Origin of the sequence: Vibrio sp. Vb339 (assembly GCF_902751245.1) — a bacterium.
In the GTDB taxonomy this organism is placed as follows: domain Bacteria; phylum Pseudomonadota; class Gammaproteobacteria; order Enterobacterales; family Vibrionaceae; genus Vibrio; species Vibrio coralliirubri.
The window spans coordinates 1,494,547-1,520,686 of sequence record NZ_CADDIS010000001.1 but is presented as its reverse complement, the minus strand read 5'-3'; the positions used below and the strand labels follow the sequence as shown (position 1 = coordinate 1,520,686).

The window sequence follows — 26,140 nt, the reverse complement described above, 5'->3', positions numbered from 1 at the left end:
GCAACGGAGGCTGTAATGGCAGGCGAAAATAACCAAAACAACCAAAATGAAGATCTAAACGACGCGGTAGAACAAACGGACATGAACGACGCGGGTACGCCCTCCCAACAGCAGAATCAACAAAATCAACAAAATACGATTGCGTCGACAATAGCGACGGGTGCTGAAAATGCGGATGCGGCAGATGAAGTTAACCAGGCTTTAGACGAAAATCCGAGTGGTGCAGGTAATGCTGAAGATGCCTCGGCTTCTGGTGCGGCTGTGCAAGAAGAGACGCCAGAAAGTGGTAGTGATTCAGACGCAGCACAATCCAATGTAGTTGGTGGGGCCGCTTCTGAAGCTGGTTCGGATAACGCAGCTGGCAGTGGTGGCGGAGCTGGAGCGGGCGCACAAGCTGTAGGTGGTGATAACGCAGAGGCTGCGACAGGTGGCGCAGACGCAGAAGGTAATGAAGAACAAGGCCAAGCTGCGCGTACATCAGCAGCGCCGAGTGCGACATCTTCAGAGTCAGGTGACCAACAAGTTGGTGATGAGCTAGATTCACAAACAGTAGAAGAGACATTTGCAGTTGATGTTCAAGCTTCTGACGAAGAGACCATCAGCGAAGTAGAAGATGACTTTGATTCTGAAACGGTAAGCGAAACGTTTAAAATCAAAGTCGAAAGTGAAAATGATGCACCAGAAGCTGAACAAGATCTGGCTTACATCATGGATGAAGATGGCTCCATAACATTCACTCAAGAACAATTACTCGAATACGCAAGTGATGTAGATGGGGACGAGCTTGTTGCTTCTAACGTTCAAGTTGGTGCTGATGCAACTGTTCAAGACAATGGTGATGGTACTTTCACCGTTGTTCCTTCAGCTGACTTTAATGGTGAACTTGACCTTACTTTCGACATCAGTGACGGCCAAGAAACGATTAGTAGCGCAATTGATTTAACGGTACGTCCGATTAATGACGCGCCTGTTCCTGAAGATAAAACGTTTGAAATTGAGGAAGACGGCACGCTCATCTTCACCGATGCCGACCTGTTAACAGGTGCAACAGACATTGAAGGTGACAACCTAACGGTTGAAGGTGTGACCTACGATGGCGGTGACGGTATCTTGACCGACAACGGTAATGGTACGTACACCTTCGCTCCAAATGAAAACTTTAATGGCGACGTAAACTTCGGTTTTGATGTGTCTGACGGCACCGATACGGTGTCTGCGAACATTGATGTGAGCGTTACGGCGGTAGATGATGCTCCTGTATCGGGTGACTTAGCTTACTCAATCGATGAAGACGGTTCGATTCGTCTAAGCCAAGAGCAGCTTCTATCCCAAGCGTCTGACGTAGAGGGCGATGACCTGACGGCCAGCGGCCTAACGGTTGGTGGTGATGCAACGGTCGTAGCTAACGATGATGGCAGTTTCACCATCACGCCAGATGAGAACTTCAACGGTGACATCGATATCAGCTTCGATATCTCAGATGGCACCAATACCGTTCAAGCCTCTGCAGACTTAACCGTTAACCCAGTAAACGACCTGCCAGTGCCTCAAGATCAACAGTTCAGCATGGAAGAAGATGGCACACTCATCTTTACCGATGCAGACCTGTTAACAGGCGCAACGGACATTGAAGGTGACAACCTAACGGTTGAAGGTGTGACCTACGACGGTGGCGACGGTATTCTGACTGACAACGGTAATGGTACGTACACCTTTGCTCCAAACGAAAACTTCAATGGCGACGTAAACTTCGGTTTTGATGTCTCTGACGGTACCGATACGGTGTCAGCGAACATCGACGTAAGCGTAACTGCCGTTGATGATGCGCCTGTGTCTGGTGACCTAGCGTACTCAATTGACGAAGACGGTTCGATTCGTCTAAGCCAAGAGCAGCTGCTTTCTCAAGCGTTTGACGTGGAAGGCGATGACTTGACGGCCAGCAGCCTAACGGTTGGCGGTGATGCAACGGTTACTCAAAACGATGATGGCAGCTTCACGATTACGCCAGATGAGAACTTCAATGGCGACATTGATATCAGCTTCGATATCTCAGATGGCACCAATACCGTTCAAGCTTCTGCAGACCTGACGGTTAACCCAGTAAACGACCTACCAGTCCCTCAAGATCAACAGTTCAGCGTTGAAGAAGATGGCACGTTAATCTTCACCGATGCAGACCTGTTAACCGGTGCTACCGACCTTGAAGGTGACAACCTAACGGTTGAAGGTGTGACCTACGACGGTGGCGACGGTATTCTTACTGATAACGGTAACGGCACGTACACCTTCGCTCCGAATGAAAACTTCAATGGTGACGTAAACTTCGGTTTTGATGTCTCTGACGGTACCGACACGGTCTCTGCCAACATCGATGTAAGTGTGACTGCGGTTGATGATGCACCTGTATCGGGTGACCTAGCGTACTCAATCGACGAAGATGGTTCGATTCGTTTGAGCCAAGAGCAGCTGCTTTCTCAAGCCTCTGATGTGGAAGGCGATGACTTGACTGCCAGCAGCCTAACGGTTGGCGGTGATGCTACAGTCGTTGCTAACGATGATGGCAGTTTCACCATTACGCCAGATGAAAACTTTAATGGTGATATCGATATCAGCTTTGATATCTCAGATGGCACCAATACGGTTCAAGCATCGGCTGACCTTACGGTTAACCCAGTAAATGATTTACCAGTCCCTCAAGATCAACAATTCAGCGTTGAAGAAGACGGCACGCTCCTCTTTACTGATGCAGACCTGTTAACCGGTGCAACGGACATCGAAGGTGACAACCTTACTGTTGAAGGTGTGACCTACGATGGTGGCGACGGCATCCTTACTGATAACGGTAATGGTACTTACACCTTCGCACCAAATGAAAACTTCAATGGCGACGTAAACTTCGGTTTTGATGTATCAGATGGCACCGATACAGTCTCTGCAAACATCGACGTAAGCGTAACTGCCGTTGATGACGCGCCTGTATCGGGCGACCTCGCATACTCAATTGACGAAGACGGTTCTATCCGTTTAAGCCAAGAGCAGCTTCTATCGCAAGCGTCTGACGTAGAGGGCGATGACCTTACGGCCAGCGACCTAACGGTTGGTGGTGATGCAACGGTTGTAGCTAACGATGACGGCAGCTTCACCATCACGCCAGATGAGAACTTCAACGGTGACATCGATATCAGCTTTGATATCTCAGATGGTACCAATACCGTTCAAGCATCGGCTGACCTAACCGTTAACCCAGTTAATGACCTGCCAGTCCCTCAAGATCAACAATTCAGCGTTGAAGAAGACGGCACGCTCCTCTTTACTGATGCAGACCTGTTAACCGGTGCAACGGACATCGAAGGTGACAACCTTACTGTTGAAGGTGTGACCTACGATGGTGGCGACGGCATCCTTACTGATAACGGTAATGGTACATACACCTTTGCTCCGAATGAAAACTTTAACGGCGACGTAAACTTCGGTTTTGATGTATCAGATGGCACCGATACAGTCTCTGCCAACATCGACGTAAGCGTAACTGCCGTTGATGATGCACCTGTGTCAGGCGACCTAGCGTACTCAATCGATGAAGACGGTTCTATCCGTTTAAGCCAAGAGCAGCTTCTATCGCAAGCGTCTGACGTAGAGGGCGATGACCTTACGGCCAGCGACCTAACGGTTGGTGGTGATGCAACGGTTGTAGCTAACGATGACGGCAGCTTCACCATCACGCCAGATGAGAACTTCAACGGTGACATCGATATCAGCTTTGATATCTCAGATGGTACCAATACCGTTCAAGCTTCAGCAGACCTTACGGTTAACCCAGTTAATGACCTGCCAGTGCCTCAAGATCAACAGTTCAGCGTTGAAGAAGATGGCACACTCATCTTTACTGATGCAGACCTGTTAACAGGTGCAACGGACATTGAAGGCGATAACCTAACGGTTGAAGGTGTGACCTACGACGGTGGCGACGGTATTCTTACCGACAACGGCAATGGTACATACACCTTCGCTCCAAATGAGAACTTCAATGGCGATGTAAACTTCGGTTTCGATGTATCTGACGGTACCGATACGGTGTCAGCGAACATCGATGTGAGCGTTACGGCGGTTGATGATGCACCTGTGTCTGGTGACCTAGCGTATTCAATGGATGAAGACGGTTCGATTCGTCTAAGTCAAGAGCAGCTTCTATCGCAAGCGTCTGATGTGGAAGGCGATGATCTAACCGCAAGCGACTTAACGGTCGGCGGTGATGCAACGGTTGTAGCTAACGACGATGGCAGTTTCACGATTACGCCAGATGAGAACTTCAACGGTGACATCGATATCAGTTTCGATATCTCTGATGGCACCAATACCGTTCAAGCTTCGGCTGACCTGACGGTTAACCCAGTTAACGACCTGCCAGTGCCTCAAGATCAACAGTTCAGCGCTGAAGAAGATGGCACGCTCATCTTTACAGATGCTGACCTGTTAACTGGTGCGACTGACATTGAAGGTGACAACCTAACGGTTGAAGGTGTGACCTACGATGGTGGCGACGGTATCTTGACTGACAACGGCAACGGTACGTACACTTTCGCTCCGAATGAAAACTTTAATGGCGACGTAAACTTCGGCTTCGACGTGTCTGACGGCACCGATACGGTGTCAGCGAACATCGATGTGAGCGTAACTGCCGTTGATGACGCGCCTGTATCGGGTGACCTAGCGTACTCAATCGATGAAGACGGTTCTATCCGTTTAAGCCAAGAGCAGCTGCTATCACAAGCATCAGATGTGGAAGGCGATGACCTTACTGCCAGCGACCTAACGGTTGACGGTGATGCAACGGTTGTGGCTAACGACGATGGCAGTTTCACGATTACGCCAGATGAGAACTTCAATGGTGACATCGATATCAGCTTTGATATCTCAGATGGTACCAATACCGTTCAAGCTTCAGCAGACCTTACGGTTAACCCAGTAAATGATTTACCAGTCCCTCAAGATCAACAGTTCAGCGTTGAAGAAGATGGCACGTTAATCTTTACCGACGCCGACCTATTAACCGGTGCTACAGACATTGAAGGCGACAACCTAACGGTTGAAGGTGTGACCTACGATGGTGGCGACGGTATCCTTACTGATAACGGTAACGGCACGTACACCTTTGCTCCGAATGAAAACTTCAATGGCGATGTAAACTTCGGTTTTGATGTATCTGACGGTACCGATACGGTGTCAGCGAACATCGACGTAAGCGTAACAGCCGTTGATGATGCGCCAGTGTCAGGCGACCTAGCTTACTCAATCGATGAAGACGGTTCGATTCGTCTAAGCCAAGAGCAGCTTCTATCGCAAGCATCTGACGTGGAAGGCGATGACCTTACAGCTAGCGGCCTAACGGTTGGCGCTGATGCAACCGTTACTCAGAACGATGACGGCAGTTTCACCATCACGCCAGATGAGAACTTCAACGGTGACGTCGATATCAGCTTTGATATCTCTGATGGCACTAACACCGTTCAAGCTTCAGCTGACCTAACCGTTAACCCAGTTAACGACCTGCCAGTGCCTCAAGACCAACAGTTCAGCGTTGAAGAAGACGGCACGTTAATCTTCACCGATGCAGACCTATTAACAGGCGCAACGGACATTGAAGGTGACAACCTGACGGTTGAAGGTGTGACCTACGATGGCGGTGACGGTATCCTTACTGATAACGGCAACGGGACTTACACCTTTGCTCCGAATGAAAACTTCAACGGCGATGTAAACTTCGGCTTCGATGTATCTGACGGTACCGATACGGTGTCAGCAAACATCGATGTGAGCGTTACGGCGGTTGATGATGCACCTGTGTCTGGTGACCTAGCGTACTCAATCGACGAAGACGGTTCTATCCGCTTAAGCCAAGAGCAACTGCTTTCTCAAGCATCAGATGTTGAAGGCGATGATCTAACAGCGAGCGACCTAACCGTGGATGGTGACGCAACAGTCGTTGCTAACGATGATGGCAGTTTCACGATTACGCCAGATGAGAACTTCAACGGTGACATCGATATCAGCTTCGATATCTCAGATGGTACTAATACGGTTCAAGCATCAGCTGACCTAACCGTTAACCCAGTTAATGACCTGCCAGTACCTCAAGATCAACAGTTCAGCGTTGAAGAAGATGGCACGCTCATTTTCACCGATGCAGATCTGTTAACCGGTGCTACTGACATTGAAGGCGACAACCTGACGGTTGAAGGTGTGACCTACGATGGTGGCGACGGTATCCTGACCGACAACGGTAATGGTACATACACCTTTGCTCCGAATGAAAACTTTAACGGCGATGTAAACTTCGGCTTCGATGTGTCTGACGGTACCGATACGGTATCAGCGAACATTGATGTGAGCGTTACAGCGGTTGATGATGCGCCTGTATCAGGTGACCTAGCGTACTCAATCGACGAAGACGGTTCGATTCGCCTAAGCCAAGAGCAGTTGCTTTCTCAAGCATCTGATGTGGAAGGCGATGACCTGACAGCGAGCGGCCTAACGGTTGACGGTGATGCAACAGTCGTTGCCAACGATGATGGCAGTTTCACGATTACGCCAGATGAGAACTTCAACGGTGACATCGATATCAGCTTCGATATCTCAGATGGTACTAATACGGTTCAAGCATCAGCTGACCTAACCGTTAACCCAGTTAATGACCTGCCAGTACCTCAAGATCAACAGTTCAGCGTTGAAGAAGATGGCACGCTCATTTTCACCGATGCAGATCTGTTAACCGGTGCTACTGACATTGAAGGCGACAACCTGACGGTTGAAGGTATCACTTATGAAGGCACTGATGGCGTACTGACTGACTTAGGTGAGGGCTCATATAGCTTTGCTCCAAACGAAAACTTTAATGGAGATGTGAGCTTTAGCTTCGATGTGTCAGACGGTACAGATACCGTGTCTGCAAACATTGATGTTAGCGTGACTCCTGAGAACGATCCGCCAGTTGCGGGTTCTACTTCTTACACGGTGAATGAAGACAATTCGATTACCATTTCTGATGCACAACTATTGGCAACATCTTCAGATATTGAAGGTGATGTATCGATAGACAGCGTGACTTACTCTGGTAGCGACGGTGTCCTCGAAATCAATGGTAACGGCACTTACACCTTCTCACCAAATGAGAACTTCAGCGGTGAAATTGCACTGGATGTGGCTGTTGCTGATGAAGAGGGTGCGACCGACGCGACGACTGCGGGTATCAATGTTCTTGAAGTGAACGATCCGCCAGTTGCAGGCCCAACGTCTTACACCATTGATGAAGACTCAGTACTGACCTTCAGTGAGTCTCAAGTGTTGCTTAATGCCTCTGATGTAGAAGGGGATGTTGAGCTAGTTGGTATTAGTTACGATGGCCCTGATGGTATCTTCTCAGTAAATGGTGATGGCACTTGTAGCTTCGCTCCGAATGAGAACTTTAATGGCCAAGTTCAGCTTGATGTCACTATTCGTGATGAAGACGGTGCAGAAGTTGAAACCGTCATCAATGTTGACGTATTACCAATCAATGATGCGCCAGTGTCTGGTGATTTGGCTTACAACGTTAATGAAGATGGTTCAATCACACTGAGCCAAGATCAGCTGTTGTCTCAAGCGTCCGATGTTGAAGGCGAAGACCTAACCGCAAGCGACTTAACGGTTGGTGGTGATGCGACGGTTGTAGCTAACGACGATGGCAGTTTCACGATTACGCCAGATGCGAACTTCAATGGTGACATTGATATTCAATTCAACATCACTGATGGTACTGACACGGTTCAAGCAACCGCCGATCTTACTGTTAACCCAGTTAATGACTTGCCGGTTCCTCAAGACCAACAATTCAGTATTGCAGAAGACGGTACGCTTCAATTTACAGATGCCGACTTACTTACCGGTGCCACCGATATTGATGGCGACGACTTAACCGTTGAAGGTATTAGCTATACAGGTGGTGATGGCGTACTGACCGACCACGGTGATGGTACTTATACCTTTGCGCCAAATGAAAACTTCAATGGCGATGTGAACTTCAGTTTCGATGTGTCTGATGGCACAGAAACAGTCAGCGCTAACATTGATGTGAGTGTGACACCTGAGAACGATCCGCCAGTTGCGGGTTCAACCTCATACATGGTCAATGAAGACAATGCCATCACAATCTCTGATGAACAGTTGCTAGCAAACTCTTCTGATGTAGAAGGTGCAGTGTCGGTTGACAGCGTAACTTACAGCGGCACAGATGGTGTGTTCCAAGATAATGGTGACGGCAGTTACACCTTCCTTCCTAATGAAAACTTCAGTGGCGATATCAGCCTTGACGTTATTGTTGCCGATGAAGACGGTTCGATTGATGAAACCACGGCGGGCATCACCGTTCTAGAAGTGAATGATCCACCGGTTGCGGGTCCAACGTCATACACCATTGACGAAGATTCGGTTCTGACGTTTAGTGAATCTCAGATTCTTGTGAACGCTTCGGATGTTGAAGGCGATGTAGAACTTGTTGGCATTAACTACGATGGCTCTGACGGTATCTTCACTGTAAATGGTGATGGTACATGCAGCTTTGCACCCAACGAAAACTTCAATGGTCAGGTTCAACTGGGTGTGACCATTCAAGATGAAGATGGCGCAACGGTTGAAACACACATTAACGTTGATGTATTGCCAATCAATGATGCGCCAGTATCGGGCGATTTGGCTTACACCATCAATGAAGATAGCTCCATCACGCTAAGCCAAGAGCAATTGCTAGCACGAGCAGGTGATATTGATAGCGACAACTTAGAAGCTATCAATCTATCTACTGATGAAAATGCGACCATCCAACACAATGATGATGGCAGCTACACCATTACACCTAACGCCGACTACAACGGTGACCTAGACCTGAACTTCGATATCATCGATAACGATGGTGGTTCAGTTCAAGTTGGCCTAGACATTACCGTGAATCCGGTTAATGACTTGCCACAAGCGCAAGATCAACAGTTCACGATTGAAGAAGACGGTACGTTACTCTTCACCGATGCTGACCTGCTTGCCGGCGCGTCAGATATTGATGGTGACGAGCTGTCGATTGAAAACGTGCTCTACACGGGTGCAGATGGTGTTCTTAGCGATAATGGCGACGGCACATACAGCTTTGCGCCAAACGAGAACTTCAATGGTGATGTTCAATTCTCGTTCGATGTCTCTGACGGTACTGATTCAACATCAGCTGTTATTGATGTCAGCGTAACGCCTGAGAATGATCCACCGGTAGCGGGCTCGACATCTTACACAATCCAAGAAGATGGCCAAATCACGATCAGTGATGAGCAACTATTGGCAAACTCTTCCGATGTAGAAGGTGATGTTTCACTGTCTGGAGTATCGTACTCCGGTGATGACGGCTCTTTTGTTGATAATGGCAATGGTACTTACACCTTTACGCCAAATGAAAACTTCGATGGTGATATTTCACTAGACGTTGTTGTCGTTGACGAAGACGGTGCAACCGCAACCACAACCGCTGGCATCGATGTTATTGCTGTGAATGATGGGCCTGAAACTTCGGGCATTCAGGCTGAAGTCGATGAAGATAATTCAATCACCATTACTCAAGAGCAGTTGCTTGCAAACGCAACCGACATTGAAGGTGATGATCTAACGGCATCTAACCTACAAACCAACGATCCAGATGCGACAATTGTTACTAATGACGATGGTTCATTCACCATCACGCACACAGAAAACTTCAATGGCGAGTTGGACTTCACATACAACATCAGTGATGGTGAGAATGAAGTTCTGACGACACTCGACTTGACGGTTAACCCTGTCAACGATGCGCCGGAAGCGGGCGATGAAATCTTCATCCAAGCGCAAGAAGACCAAACAGTTGGTGTGACACTTCGTGAAGAACCAGCACTACGTTTAGACCAAGCGCCAGAAAACGGCATCATTGAAGCAAATGTGAATGACGAATGGGTGGTACTGGAAGTAGGACAAGAAGTTCCTGCAGATACCGAAGTGCGCTTTGTCCCAAGTGAAGATGCTCTTGCTGAAGGTACACACACCACACAAATCGGTACGTTTGACGATAACGCGAGTGTGGATGATTGGGGTACAGAAGTTGACCCTTATACGCGTGAGTTCTCAGATGGTGACTTAACGGTAACTGTTCAAAGTAACGATGACCCTCTTGGTGCCTGGAATGGTAACACCCACATTGGTCATGGTATCGGTGATACTGACCGCCAAGGCTTAAGTGGTGATGAGAAACTGACGGTTTCAGTTGAAGGTCAAGACATCAATGAAATCAGTTTCCACCTAGATGGTTTGGGTGGCTGGTTCATGGAAGAGTCTCGTCACTTTACCGAAGTAGAAATCAAAGCGTTCAATGAGGATGGCGACCTAATTGACTCGATGACTTACCACAAAGAAGACCGTGGTACTTTCGAGACAGATTACACGCTAACGGTTGATCAACCAGTGTCTTACTTTGAGCTTGGTACCGTGCAAGGTAATGGTACTTACGTCGTTCAAAACATGACAGTGTCACAAACTTGTCATGATGAAGCTGTGTTTACATCGATTGGTGTTGATGGTTCAGAGATCACCGAAACGGTTGAGTTGAATATCCATGCGGGTGACAACGAAATCGAGCTAACGGCTGAACTTCCGAATATTACTGTCGATACCGATGGTTCTGCACAGTTTGCTTCGGTTGTGATTACCGAAGAACAACTACTGGCGCAAGCATCGGATATTGATGGTGATGACCTCGATATTCAAAATCTCGAGCTAGTGGGTGAAAACTCAGAGCATGCAACACTTACCGATAATGGTGATGGTACTTGGACGGTAACACCGGATGAAAACTTCCATGGTGAAATCGAACTCGGTTACCAAGTTACGGATGGTGAGCTGACAGATAGCAACATCATCAACATCAACTTCGAATCAGTAAATGATGCGCCAATCGTTTCTGGCCCGATTGTTCTATCGACAGACGAAGATGAAGGCATCACGTTCAGTGCGGATGACTTGCTAGCGAACACCACAGATGTGGAAGGCGATACGCTGTCTATTTCTGACATCACTTACGGTGGTGACAACGGTGAGCTAGTTGATAACGGCGATGGTACGTTTACCTTCATGCCGAATGAAAACTTCAATGGTGAAATCGACATCGACTACAAGGTGTTTGATGGTACTGATGAAGTTGCAACGCACCTAGATCTAACGGTTGTACCGGTCAATGATGTGCCAGTTCCGGGCGAACCATTACATACCCAAATGCTTGAAAATGGCTCTATGATCATCGAAGCGAAAGACCTATTGTCTGGCGCGACCGATGTTGATGGCGACATTCTTCATGTCGAAAACCTATTACTTGCAGACCAAACGCAAGGTACCTTAACGGATAACGGTGATAATACCTTTACCTTCGAACCTGCAGAAGACTTCTACGGTGAAGTGAATCTGACTTTCGACATCAGTGACGGGCAAGCAAGCGCACCAAGTACAGCAAGAGTCGACGTTGAAATTGTCAATGAAGGCCCTGAGGTGAGTGGTCCAATTGAAGCCGCTGTTGATGAAGATGGTTCAATCACTATTACTCAAGAGGATCTGTTAGCGAACGCAACCGATGTAGATGGCGATAACCTTGAAGCGGTTAACTTTGCGACCAACGATCCAAATGCGGTTGTTGTCGAAAATCCAGACGGTAGCTTCACGATTACACCAAGTGCAGATTTCTTTGGTGAGATTGAATTTACTTACGATGTCACTGACGCGATCGAAACTGTTGCCGCTGACCTCAACCTAACCGTAAATCCAATCAATGATGCGCCAGACGTGCCTGACATGTCTTTCACTACGGAAGATGGTCAAGCGATTACTATTACCGAAGCTGAGTTACTGGCACAAGCGACAGACGTTGAAGGTGATGAACTGTCAGTTGTGAATGTGACGAGCGCAAGCGACACGGTAGAAGTCACAGACAATGGCGATGGAACATACACATTAACCCCAGAGCAAGGCTTCTTCGGTAACGTTGACTTAGCGTTTGATGTGAGCGATGGCACTGATGTGGTTGCTGCAAACATCGACCTAAAAGTTGAGTTCGTCAACGATGCACCAGAAGCGACGCCAATGGTGGCAGATGTCGACGAAGATGGTTCAATCCTCGTTACACAAGAAATGTTGTTGGAGAACGCGAGCGACCAAGATGGCGATGAGTTGTTTGCAAGCGCGCTTGAAACTAACGATCCAAATGCCAGCATTGTAGACAATGGTGATGGCACGTACACAGTGACACCTTCTGAAAACTTCAACGGTGATATTGCATTCACTTATGAGGTGAGCGACGGTGAGCTGAGCAAGGCCAATGACATGACATTGACCGTTAATCCGGTGAATGACATTCCAATTGTTGCTCCAGGCATGTACCACATTGAAGAAGATGGCAGCATCCTGTTCACTCAAGAGGATCTGTTGAGTGGTGCGATTGATATTGATGGCGATGACCTAAGTGTTACTAGCATCAATTACTCTGGCGATGAAGGCACAGTCACCGATAACGGCGATGGCACGTTCAGCTTCGTTCCGGAAGAGCATTTCAGTGGTGATCTGCAGTTCAGCTTTACGGTGACAGACGGCACGGATGAGGTTGAACAAGACATTAATGTTCACATTGAAGCAGTTGCTGATGCGCCTGACTTAGTTATCACGGATGGCGACGGCGTTAACGTTGATGATGAAGCAATTCTGGTTGAGCCAGGCGGCATTGTTGAACTGAACATTGCAGCGGCACTTGTCGACCAAGACTTGTCTGAAACACTCACTGTTACAGTAGACGGTGTGCCAGAAGGTTCGGTTATTCAATACGATAACGAAGGCGTGCTGAATGACCAAGAAAACGGTATCACCAGTTACAACGATACTGAAATCACAGTAACGTTTGAAGGTGAGACGGCTGGTTTCCAAAATGCGGCCGGTTACTACAAAGTTGATGAAGACGGCAACATTACAGGCGTTGAGGTGGTGTATGAGAATGCATCACAAGTTGGCGGCGGTGGCGACCTTGTTCCTGGGCAAGATCAATTCAGCTTCCAAGTCGAGGAAGGTGAGAGCTTTAACCTGTTCTTAATTCCAAACGGACATCAGCACAACGACTTTGATGCGATGCAAGACGGTCAGTACGAGTTCCGTGCTGAGGATGGTTCGCCTGCGAACATGGATACGGTTGATCCTCAACTTGTCTTTGTGGCTGCTGATGGAACCGAAACCGTGGTTCAAGGGCAGAATGGTGACGCGATCTTCCATGGTGGTTCAAGCTCTCAGCTAAACCAAGATGGTATCGAACATACTCGTACTACGGTTAATGAAGACGGCGAGCTAGTTTACGGCTTTGAAGATCTGTATGGCGGCGGTGACGCTGACTACACAGATTTCAACTTCACAATCGATGTGGGTGAAGTGAACAGCCAAATCTACAGCGGTGAAGTGACGGTTGGCCCTGATGGTACGGTGAACTTACCAACAACGGCTATCGAAAATTCACTACAAATCCAGTTACCAGAAGACTTCAACGAACAGCTTGAAGTTCATGTAACTGCAACCGCAACAGAGCTATCGAATGATGATTCTGAAACGGTCTCTCAAACCATCTACATTAACGCGACAGGCGCGCACATTGAGCACGCACCTGAAGCACTACCTGTTGCTGCAACAGTAGAAGAAGATGGTTCAATCATCATTACGCAAGAAGACCTATTAGCTAATGCGCGTGATTTAGATGGCGATCAGTTGACGGCTCTGAATTTAGCAACCGATGATGAGAGCGTTACGATTACCGATAACGGTGATGGTACGTACACATTAACGCCAGATGCTGATTTCAATGGTGATGTAAGCTTTACGTTTGATGTGTCTGATGGTGATGATGTTGTCTCTACCAACCTAGAGCTAACGGTTTCACCTGTGAACGACGGTCCAGAAGCACAAGACCAGACATTCACAGTCGGCGAAGATGGCGTGTTAACTTTTAATGACCAAGACCTATTAACAGGTGCGACGGACATTGAGGGAGACGACCTAAGTGTTGAAGGTGTAACGTACACTGGAACAGACGGTGTCCTAACCGATAATGGCGATGGTACATACAGCTTCGCACCAAATGAAAACTTCAATGGCGATGTGAACTTCTCGTTCAATGTATCAGATGGTACCGATACGGTAACCGCTAACATTGATGTGAGCGTGACGCCAGAGAATGATCCACCGGTTGCGGGTAGCACGTCTTACACGGTTCATGAAGACAACTCTATTACGATCAGTAACGAACAATTGCTAGCGAACTCTTCGGATATCGAAGGTGAAGTGGCGATTGATAGCGTGACTTACAGTGGTAGTGACGGTGTTCTAGAAATCAACGGTGACGGCACATATACCTTCTCTCCAAACGAGAACTTCAATGGCGAAGTTAGCCTTGATGTGGTTGTTGTGGATGAAGACGATGCAGCCGTATCGACTACAGCGGGCATTACGGTTCTAGAAGTGAACGATCCGCCAGTTGCTGGCCCAACGTCATACACTATCGATGAAGATTCAGTACTGACTTTCAGTGAGTCACAAGTTCTGCTGAACGCATCTGATATTGAAGGTGATGTTGAGCTTGTTGAGATCAACTACGATGGCCCAGACGGTATCTTCTCTATCAATGGTGACGGTACATGTAGCTTCGCTCCGAATGAAAACTTCAACGGCCAAGTGCAGTTGGATGTGACCATTCAAGATGAAGACGGCGCTCAAGTTGATACGTTTATTACGGTTGATGTATTACCAATCAACGACGTACCAGTATCAGGCGACCTGGCATACAGTGTTGAGGAAGATGGTTCGATTACCTTGAGCCAAGAGCAGCTTCTTTCTCAAGCTAGTGATGTAGATGGCGACGACCTTACTGCTTCTAACTTGATTGTCGATGGGGACGCGACGGTTGTTGCTAACGATGACGGCAGCTTTACCATTACGCCTGATGCGAACTTCAATGGTGACATTGACCTAACGTTCGACATTAGCGACGGTACAGATACGCTGGTTGCGACGGCTGACCTAACCGTTAACCCAGTCAATGACCTTCCACAACCACAAGATCAAACGTTCAGCATCGGCGAAGACGGCATCTTGAACTTCACTGATGAAGACTTGCTGACAGGTGCGACTGACATTGATGGGGATGACCTGTCGGTTGAAGGCGTTACTTACACAGGTGCGGATGGTGTTCTTACTGAAAATGGCGATGGAAGCTACAGCTTTGCGCCAAACGAAAACTTCAATGGTGATGTGAACTTCAACTTTGATGTGTCAGATGGCACGGATACGGTTCAAGCCAACATTGATGTCAGCGTGACACCAGAGAACGATCCACCGGTTGCAGGTAGCACGTCTTATACCGTTCATGAAGACAACTCCATTACTATCAGCGACGAACAGTTACTTGCTAACTCTTCTGACATTGAAGGTGATGTGGCAGTCGATAGCGTGACTTACACTGGCGCTGACGGTGTCTTTGAAGACAACGGTGACGGTACTTACACCTTCTCACCAAACGAAAATTTCAACGGCGAAGTTAGCCTTGATGTCGTCGTTACTGATGAAGAGGGCGCAACTGAAGCGACCACCGCGGGTATTACTGTACTTGAGGTGAACGATCCACCAATCGCAGGCTCAACGAGCTACTCAGTCAACGAGGACGAAGTTATCACCATCAGTTCAGAGCAACTGTTGGCGAACGCTTCTGATATCGAAGGTGAAGTGGCGATTGATAGCGTTAACTACACAGGTTCAGACGGTATCTTTACCGACAATGGTGACGGAACATTCAGCTTCGCACCTAACGCTAACTTCGATGGCGATGTAAGCCTTGATGTTGTCGTTACTGATGAAGAAGGCGCAACCGTAGCGACCAACGCAAGCATTGATGTTCTGCCTGTTAACGATGCTCCGGTATCGGGCGACTTGGCGTACAGCGTGGATGAAGATGGTTCAATTACCTTGAGCCAAGAGCAATTACTTGCTCAAGCGAGTGATGTTGACGGCGATGACTTAACAGCGGCTAACCTAACCGTTGGTGGTGATGCGACAGTTACAGCAAACGATGATGGTAGTTTCACTATCACGCCAGATGCTAACTTCAATGGCGACATTGATTTGAACTTCGACATTACCGATGGTGATGCGACGCTTCAAGCAACGGCTGACCTAACGGTTAACCCAGTTAATGACTTGCCAACAGTCGGTGAGCCACAATTTGTGACTCAAGAAGACACCAGCTTTACCTTCACAGAAGAGCAACTGCTGCAAAATGCGGGCGACATTGATGGCGATAACCTATCGGTTGAAAATGTGGCTTCAGATAGCGGTACTTTGGTTGATAACGGTGACGGCACTTACACATTCGCTCCGAATGAAAACTTCGACGGCAATGTGAATGTGACGTTCGACGTGAATGACGGAACCGCGACAGTACCAGCAGAAGCGACGATTGATGTCCAATCTGTGGTTGATATGCCAGAGCTGTCGATTGCTTCTGACCTAGTGATTGCTTCAGACAACTTCGAGTCTGGCTCAAACGGTTGGAATACCGGTACTGAAAGCTCACAAGGCTTCGAATCAGGTGACATGCTAGGTCGTATTGGTGGCACTGGTGGCGAGGAGGCCGTAAGCAAAACTTACGACATTCCAAGTGATGTGAGCGAAGTTAATATCTCGTTCAGCTTCTATGAAATTGACTCTTGGGATGGTGAGTCGTTCCAAATCTTTGTCGGTGGCGAAGAGCTTACCTCGTTAGATAACTCTGCGTTCCGTACTCAAGATGGCACAACAACGCTTTACGATTCAGAAGGAAATGAAGTCGGCGAAGTGGTTCACGGCGTATCGCAAGGTGAGGGCTTCAGTGGTTGGAATGACCAAGCACACCAAATCAACGTAACGGTACCAGTAGAAGACGGCCAACTTGAACTTGGCTTCGGTTCAACCCTGAATCAAAGCGTTAATGACGAATCGTTTGGTATCGACAACATCGAAATCACAGTGTCTGACGCGGAATACCAAATCATTGGTACCGAAGATACACCTGTACCACTCGATATTGATGCAGCTCTAACCGATACCGATGGCTCAGAAAACCTTGCTATCTTGATTGAAGACGTGCCAGAAGGCAGCTCACTTTCTGCAGGTACCGATAACGGTGATGGCACATGGTCATTGCAACCAGGTGAGCTAGAAGGGCTAGAGTTTATCCCTTCAGGTGACTTCAATGGTGATGTGGTTCTAACTGTGAATGCAACATCAACAGATGTTGATACGGGCACTACCGCAACGGCATCGCAAGATGTGACGATTCATATCTCTCCAGCGAACGATGCTCCAGAAGTTGATGGTGATATCAGTGCCGTTACAGCCGAAGATAACAGCATCACGCTAACTCAAGAGCAGTTGCTAGAGCACGCTGTCGACATTGATGGTGATGACCTATCAGCAATCAACCTAACCACCAATGATGAAAATGCGACCGTTCAAATGAACGACGATGGCAGTTTCACCATTATACCGAGTGAAAACTTCAACGGTAATATCGAATTTAGTTACGATGTCACCGATGGAGAGGGCATGGTCGCTGCTGGCCTAGACTTGACGGTAACACCTGTCAATGATGCGCCAGAGCCACAAGAACAAGCATTCACTATCGGTGAAGATGGGGTTCTTAACTTCTCTGACGCTGACCTGTTAACGGGTGCAACGGATGTTGAAGGTGATGACCTAACAGTCGAAGGTGTGACATACACGGGTGCTGATGGTGTGCTTACCGACAATGGTGACGGAAGCTACAGCTTTGCGCCAAACGAGAACTTCAATGGTGATGTGAACTTCAGCTTTGATGTGTCAGATGGCACGGATACGGTTCAAGCCAACATTGATGTGAGCGTGACGCCTGAGAACGATCCACCAGTGGCGGGCAGCACGTCTTACACTGTGCATGAAGACAACTCAATCACGATCAGTAACGAACAGCTATTAGCCAACTCTTCAGATATTGAAGGTGAGGTTGCGATTGATAGCGTGACTTACACTGGCAGTGACGGTGTGTTCGAAGACAACGGTGACGGCACTTACACCTTCTCGCCAAACGAGAACTTCAATGGTGATGTGAGCTTAGCAGTTGTTGTTACCGATGAAGAAGGGGCAACAGAAGCGACCACCGCGGGAATCACCGTACTTGAGGTGAACGATCCGCCAATCGCAGGCTCAACCAGCTACTCAGTCAACGAAGATGAAGTGATCACCATCAGTGCAGAGCAACTGTTGGCGAACTCTTCTGATATTGAAGGTGAAGTGGCGATTGATAGCGTTACTTACACAGGCGCTGACGGTATCTTTACTGACAACGGTAACGGCACATTCAGCTTTGCACCGAACGCAAACTTCGATGGCGATGTTAGCCTCGATGTCGTGGTGACAGATGAAGACGGTGCGACAGTAGCCACCAGCGCAAGTATTGATGTTCTTCCAATTAACGATCCACCAGTATCGGGTGACTTGGCATACAGCATTGATGAAGATGGTTCGATTACTCTGACTCAAGAGCAGTTGCTATCTCAAGCCTCTGATGTGGATGGCGATGACCTGACCGCAAGCAATTTAAGCGCAGGCGATAATGCAACCGTTGTTGATAATGGCGATGGCACCTTTACGGTAACGCCGGATGCTAACTTCAATGGTGATATCGACCTAAGCTTTGATATTTCGGACGGTACTGAGTCAATTGTGGCGAACGCCGATCTGACGGTAAACCCAGTCAATGACTTGCCAACGACATCTGATGTTTACGCGAACGTTGATGAAGATAATGTCATCACTATCACGCAGGAGCAGCTACTTGCGAATGCCGCTGATATTGAGGGCGATGATCTTGTCGCTTCCGACTTAACCTTAGTGGGTGACGATGCAACGATAGTCGATAATGGCGATGGTACGTTCTCAATCACTCCAAGCGAAAACTTCAATGGCTACATCGATGTTGCCTACAGTATCAGCGATGGCGACACTCCAATTGCCGCTAACTTAGGCTTAACCGTTGACCCAGTGAACGACGCTCCGATTGTTTCTGCTGATGTGGCGATAACCATTGAAGAAGATGGTTCATACACCATTACTCAAGAAGAGCTCCTACAATTTGCAACTGACATCGAAGACGATGACATGACCGCAATTATCGGAGAGCCGGGTGATGAAACAACCGTAACCGGTACCGTGTTGGATGCTGAAACCGGCAACCCAATCGCAGGTGCGGATGTGACGTTAACCGACAACGCGGGTCACTCTTACACCGCGGTGACGGATCAATCCGGTAACTACTCTGTGAGCGGACCTGTTGTTGACCAAGGTACCGTTACTATTGAACAAGACGGCTCTATTACTAGCAGTTTCCTAGTTCCAGCTGGTGAAGATACCAACGGTGGCGTAACTGCAATATCTGAAGTACTTGAAGAAACAGATATGCGTATCGTGGTGACTTGGGGTGAAAGCCCTCGAGATATGGATAACCACTTATGGTTGTACGATACAGAGAATGGCAATGAGCTAGACCATATTTACTACCGCGACATGAGCCATGATCTTGGTGAAGGTAACGTTGTTCAACAAGATGTGGATGATGTAAATGGCCATGGTCCTGAAACTATTACCATTCCAAACTACCAAGATGCTGACATGCACTATTCAGTACACAACTACACCAACAGAAGTTGGGATGTAGATGGTGTTGAAGATGTACAAGTTCAGGTGTTTGTAGGCGATACATTGGTTGAAACCTTCAGCCCGGATTTATCTGATAACCCATCAGGTGACCACTGGCATGTATTCGATATCGTGAATGGCATCATTGTTCCAAGCCAAGATGTGGGCACTCAAAATGCGTTCGACTTGCCAACGGCAGAAGAAGCGCTTGCGAATGAAAACGGCATTGATATCTCTGAATTGCTAACCGGCGATGAAGGTGATGACTCTGGTGATACGGGCGGAAACGAACCAAGTGTTGGAGATGTTTCCATTGAGAACGCTCTTATCACTGACAATGGTGACGGTACTTACACCATTACACCGGAGGAGAACTTCAACGGTGAATTCTCGATTAGCTACAACGTAGACGATGGTAACGGTGGGGTTACTCCAGCGGAACTAGACGTGACCGTAACAGCAGTGAACGACCTTTCTGTAATTTACGACCACGACTACACCATTAATGAAGATGGCTCGCTGACCTTTACCGATGAACAGCTATTGGCTGGTGCAACGGATATTGACGGCGATGATCTTTCTGTCGAGTCGGTTAACTACGAAGGCACAGACGGTGTGTTCACAGATAATGGCGATGGTACATACACCTTTGCGCCAAACGAGAACTTCAATGGCAATGTCGACCTTACTTACGATGTGAGTGATGGTACTGATGTTGTATCGGCGAATATTGATGTTCAAGTTGTTCCAATCAATGACGTACCGGTAGCGGGTTCTACAACTTACAGCGTTGAAGAAGACGGCAGTATCACCCTAAGCGATGCACAGCTTCTAGCGAATAGCTCGGATGTTGAAGGGGAAGTGTTTGTCAGCGATGTAAGCTACAGCGGCACTGATGGTGTATTCACTGATAATGGTGATGGTACTTACACCTTTGCTCCAAACGAAAACTTTAACGGTGACATCAGTCTTGATGTCTCTGTTATGGATGAAGATGGCGCAACCGCTGAAACAACCGCTGGTATCGACGTCATTGCTGTTAATGACTTGCCAGTTGCAGGTTCAACGACTTACAGCGTTGACGAAGATAACGTGATTACCATCAATGAGGCGCAGCTTCTTGCGAACAGCTCAGATATTGAAGGTGATGTATCCGTTAGCGACGTTTCCTACTCAGGCGCAGACGGTATCTTCACTGACAATGGTGATGGTACTTACAGCTTCGCACCAAATGAAAACTTCAACGGCAATGTCAGCCTAGATGTCACCGTTGCAGATGAAGACGGTGCAACCGCTCAAACGACGGCGGGTATTGATGTTATCGCAGTCAACGATGCACCAGTATCGGGTGACTTGGCTTACTCAGTGGATGAAGATGGTTCAATCACGCTAAGCCAAGAGCAACTGCTTGCTCAAGCATCGGATGTGGACGGCGATGATCTTACCGCTGCCAACCTAACCGCGGGTGATAACGTGACGGTTACGGCAAACGATGATGGTTCATTTACCATTACTCCAGATGCCGACTTCAATGGCGATATTGACCTAAGCTTCGACCTTTCTGATGGTACTGAAACGGTTGTTGCAACGGCCGACCTTACTGTGAATCCAGTGAATGACATCGCAGTTGTAGAAGATGTCGCTTACACCATTGAAGAAGATGGTTCGCTTACCTTTACTGACGAGCAACTGCTAGCGGGTGCTTCTGATATTGATGGTGATGAGCTTTCAGTTGCCGACGTGTCTTACACTGGCGCAGAGGGTGTTTTCACCGACAATGGCGATGGCACTTACACCTTTGCACCGAACGAGAACTTCAATGGTGACGTAAGTCTGGACTTCTCAGTATCTGACGGTACAGAGACGGTCGATGCAAACATCGACGTAACGGTAACAGACGTTAACGATGCACCTGTGGCAGGCGCAACGTCTTACCAAATGAACGAAGATGGCACCATCACATTGAGCCCTGAGCAGTTGATTGCTAATAGCTCCGATGTGGACGGGGAAGTGTCTCTTGATAGCGTGAGCTATTCAGGTGCAGACGGTATCTTGGTTCAAAATGAAGATGGTTCGGTAACGTTCGCACCAAACGAAAACTTTAACGGCGACATCAACCTTGATGTGACGGTTATTGATGACGACGGTGCAACGGCTCAAACCACCGCTGGTATTGAAGTTATTGCAGTTAACGACGCACCAGTGGCCGGAAACGTGGCTTACTCGGTTGATGAAGATGGTTCAATTACGCTATCTCAAGAGCAGTTGTTGGCTAACGCATCCGATGTTGATGGTGATGCACTGACCGCAAGCAACCTATCCGCGGGTGACAATGCAACCGTAACAGCAAACGAAGATGGTTCATTTACTATCATGCCGGATGCTGATTTCAACGGTGACATTGATTTGAGCTTCGATGTGTCAGATGGCCTTGAAACTGTTCAAGCTGGCGTCGACCTAACGGTTAACCCAGTCAATGACCTACCAACAGCAGAAGACCAAAACTTTACCGTTGAGGAAGATGGAACGCTAATCTTCACGGATGCAGACCTACTAGCAGGTGCTGCAGACATTGACGGCGATGACTTGTCTATCACAGATGTGTCTTACACGGGCGCAGAAGGTGTATTCACGGATAACGGTGATGGCACTTATAGCTTTGCTCCGAACGAGAACTTCAATGGCGATGTAAATCTTGGCTTCACAGTGACTGATGGCACTGAGACAGTCGATGCCAATATTGGTGTGACGGTAACGGATGTTAACGATGCGCCGGTAGCGGGTTCTACGTCTTACCAAATGAACGAAGATGGCACCATCACAATCAGCCCTGAGCAGTTAATTGCTAATAGTTCTGACGTTGATGGTGAAGTGTCGCTTGAAAGCGTGACTTACTCAGGCTCTGACGGCACCTTGGTTCAAAACGATAATGGGTCTGTGAGCTTCACGCCAAACGAGAACTTTAATGGTGATATCAGCCTATATGTGGTCGTGACCGATGATGACGGTGCAACTGCAACAACAACGGCAGGAATCGAAGTTCTGGCTGTGAACGATGGACCTGAATCTGAGGATGTGAAACTAACCACAGCCGAAGATAGCACCATTCTTATCACACAAGACATGTTGTTAGCTCAAGCTACCGACATCGATAACACCGCAGACGAGCTGTCAGCTTCTGGTCTACAAATCGACCCTAGCTTGGGTGAGTTGCTAGACAACGAAGATGGTACTTGGTCATTTACGCCAAACGAAAACTTCAATGGCGATGTGCCGATGACGTTTAACGTTAGCGACGGTCAAGAGACTATTTCAGTCGACGGCAACATCGATGTTACGCCAGTCAATGATGCACCTGAAGCGCCAACCATTGAGATGCAAGGCGAAGAAGATGTGGTCATGGTGATTGACCCTGCTTACATCGCGGGTCAAGTTACAGACCTTGATGGCGACGAAATCAGCATTGAAAGCATCACAGTTCGAGCTCCAGCGAACGCGACCTTAACTCAGCAACCAGACGGCATGTATCACTTGGTGACTACTCAAGACTTCAATGGCTTAGTGGAACTCGGTTATCAAGCTACTGACGGTGAAGAAATGGTTGATGGCTCGCTGAATGTGGATGTCATTCCGGTTAACGACGCACCATTCAACGTCGGCAACGCAATGATGACCACAAACGAAGATGGCGCGTTCACCTTCGATGCTGGCGACTTGATGAACTTGTTCGGTGACATTGATACCGCTGACCTTGTTGTTTCTCGCATTATCACCGCAGACGGTGAAGATGGCGGAGAAGTAACAGACAACGGTGATGGCACTTGGACATTCACACCAACAGGCGACTTCTCAGGCGTTTCTGACCTGCAAGTTGTCGTGAGTGACGGTGAGTTTGAAACGGTTCTTGATGTTCCTGTGTTCGTACGTCCTGTCGCAGATGGCGCGGTAATTACCACCGACCATGACGGTCCATTAGTCTTCGGTGAAGATGAAACAGGTCACTTGGGACTGAACGTTGGCCTAGTCGATGATTCAGAAACACTAAGTAACTTGGTGATGACAGGTTTCCCTGTTGGATTCGAGGTAACAGATGGTGTGAATACCGTGATGATCACCGAACCGGGTCAATACATCGACCTGTTCGACTGGGATATCTCAAACATTCAAATGACGCCTCCTGAAGACTTCCATGGTGAGTTCTTCGTAACCGTAAGTGCAACAACCGTTGATTACGGAGATGAGCCAGAAGCGTTTGATGATGGCATCGATACGGGTGATTTCGAGACCGTAGCGGGTGATTCCATCATCCTGACGGCGGACGACCTAATTGGTTTGGCAGAGAATGTGGATGCAGACAGCGATGATGAAGTGAAACTGGTTCATCTTGCCGACCGCAGCCAAGGTGAGATTGTCGATAATGGCGATGGCACTTGGACGTTCACACCAGCACCAGGCTTTACTGGCGAAGCAGACATTGCTTACGTGGTTGATAAAGATGGCGTGCTTCATGATGAGCAAACTGGCGTAGTCGTGAAAGAAGGCGACTCACAAGAGAATGCAGCACCAGAAGTTAACAGCATCACAACGACGGAAATCGCAGCGGATGCCACCTTATCGTTCACTGACGAAGACATGTTAGCGAACCTGAGCGATGCAGAAGGCGATAGCTTGAGCATTGAGTCAGTAAGCTTGATGGAAGGTCAGGGCGTAATTGAGAGCGATAACCAAGGTAACTATCAATTCACTCCTGCTGAAGACTACACCGGCGATGTTCAAGTTGGATTTATAGCGACCGATGGCGAGAATCGCATCGAAAGCTTCTTCAATGTGGATATCCAAAGTGGCGATGAAGCAGCGGCGAGCGAAGGTTATGCCTTAGCTGATGATGGTTCATTAACTATCACGGATGCACAGCTGGTGGATGAGTTGGGCGTGAGTGATTCTGCACAAGTTGTTGATGTTGCAGACGCGAACGATGCTGGCTTCTTTGCCCAATCAGGCGAAGGTGAGTGGACTTACTGGCCGAACGAAGACTTCGATGGCAATTTAGCGATGAATGTTGAAGTTAACGACGGCGGTGAAGTATCAAGTCACAGCTTAAGTATCCAAGTTGAGGATGATTCAGTACAAAGTGATGAACCACAAGTCCAAGCTGCTCAAGCAACAGAAGAGCAACAAGTGGAAGTGGCTCAACAAGCTAATGACCAAGCTCAAGATGCTGAAACTGAAGACAGTACAGCAGATGTAACCGCGGCACCGGGCGATACCATCTCTATCTCGATTCCTGATGAGGTGAGTGGTAACGAATCGGTTGATTACGCTGATATGTCTGGCTTACCTGAGGGCGCTACTGTGAGTAACGCACTGGATAACGGTGATGGTAGCTTCACAATCAGTGGCAACCTAGAGCAGCCTGTATCTGTCGAACTACCAGAAGGTTACGAAGGTACTAGCGAGATCCAATTCCAAGGTTACGACGAATTGGGTAGCTCAATAGACGGAGCTAGCGGTTCTGTTGAAGTTGAGGTCGATGATCAATACACCATGCAAGGTTCTACGCAAGAACAGCAACCGGACATGGCGGGTATGGAATCTGGTGGCAGCGACTGGACAAGTGCGGGAGGTCAAGACCAAGGTGTTGACTTCACGGACGACTCTGGAAGCTTCGATTCAGATTCTCAAACTGGAACTGATCAAGGCAACGACTTCGACCAAAGCTCGATTTAATCGAGAGAGCTTAGTTTTAGTCTGAACCGACATTTAGTCTAAGCCAACAAGTAGATAGGGCAGCGTAAAGTTGCCCTGAGCAAAGCCATGTAGAGTGACCTTTGCATGGCTTTCTTATTTGTCCCTGAGATTCATTCTTTGGCTTCAAAAAACTTGAGAATCCACAAGAATGTTCTTAGTTACTATAGAGAGAGTTAAAAAGGAGTGAGGGCATGTATCGTTATGTCAGTTCACCGCAAGCGTCGAAGTACATAGTGCCACCGCCTCAACATCGAGAATTGTCGAGTGTGGATGTGCCTGAGTCTGAATTAGAGATGCGAGAAATATTGAATAATTGGTTTGCTGATGGTTTAGCACCCATTATTGAAAGTGAAGATGACTACATCTCTGCGAGCGATCACGTTCGATTTGAAAAGCTTAGCCGCACCGTTGGGATGCTGTTGAGAAACAAAGATTATTATTTTGCGGCCAAACGGATTTTATCAGTGTGGGAACAAGATTGTCTTGAAACCACTTATATCAATTATCTCATTTTGCGCAGTGAGCGAGTCAATTCTCTAAGGTAAGTTAATGCTGTGGCAATTTTCCTTCGCCA

Annotated in this window: 2 protein-coding genes and 1 pseudogene; all 3 read left to right on the top strand. The window is 47.9% G+C overall.

The window, feature by feature from the left end; genetic code table 11:
• Positions 1-15 precede the first annotated feature (15 nt).
• Positions 16-4,077: pseudogene (locus HRQ85_RS26485) on the top strand (tandem-95 repeat protein); the annotation flags it as partial.
• A complete protein-coding gene (locus HRQ85_RS06650; protein WP_444823267.1) occupies positions 4,075-25,545 on the top strand; it encodes a tandem-95 repeat protein in 21,471 nt (7,156 codons plus the stop codon). The pseudogene HRQ85_RS26485 and the gene HRQ85_RS06650, both read left to right, overlap by 3 nt.
• 212 nt (positions 25,546-25,757) lie before the next feature.
• Positions 25,758-26,111, top strand: coding sequence for a hypothetical protein (locus tag HRQ85_RS06645; RefSeq protein WP_172379086.1), 354 nt, complete (start codon positions 25,758-25,760; stop codon positions 26,109-26,111).
• Positions 26,112-26,140: the final 29 nt, after the last annotated feature.

Excerpts from the sequence above, each read along its gene's own strand:
- HRQ85_RS06645 (WP_172379086.1), top strand. The coding sequence starts at position 25,758 with ATGTATCGTTATGTCAGTTCACCGCAAGCGTCGAAGTACATAGTGCCA.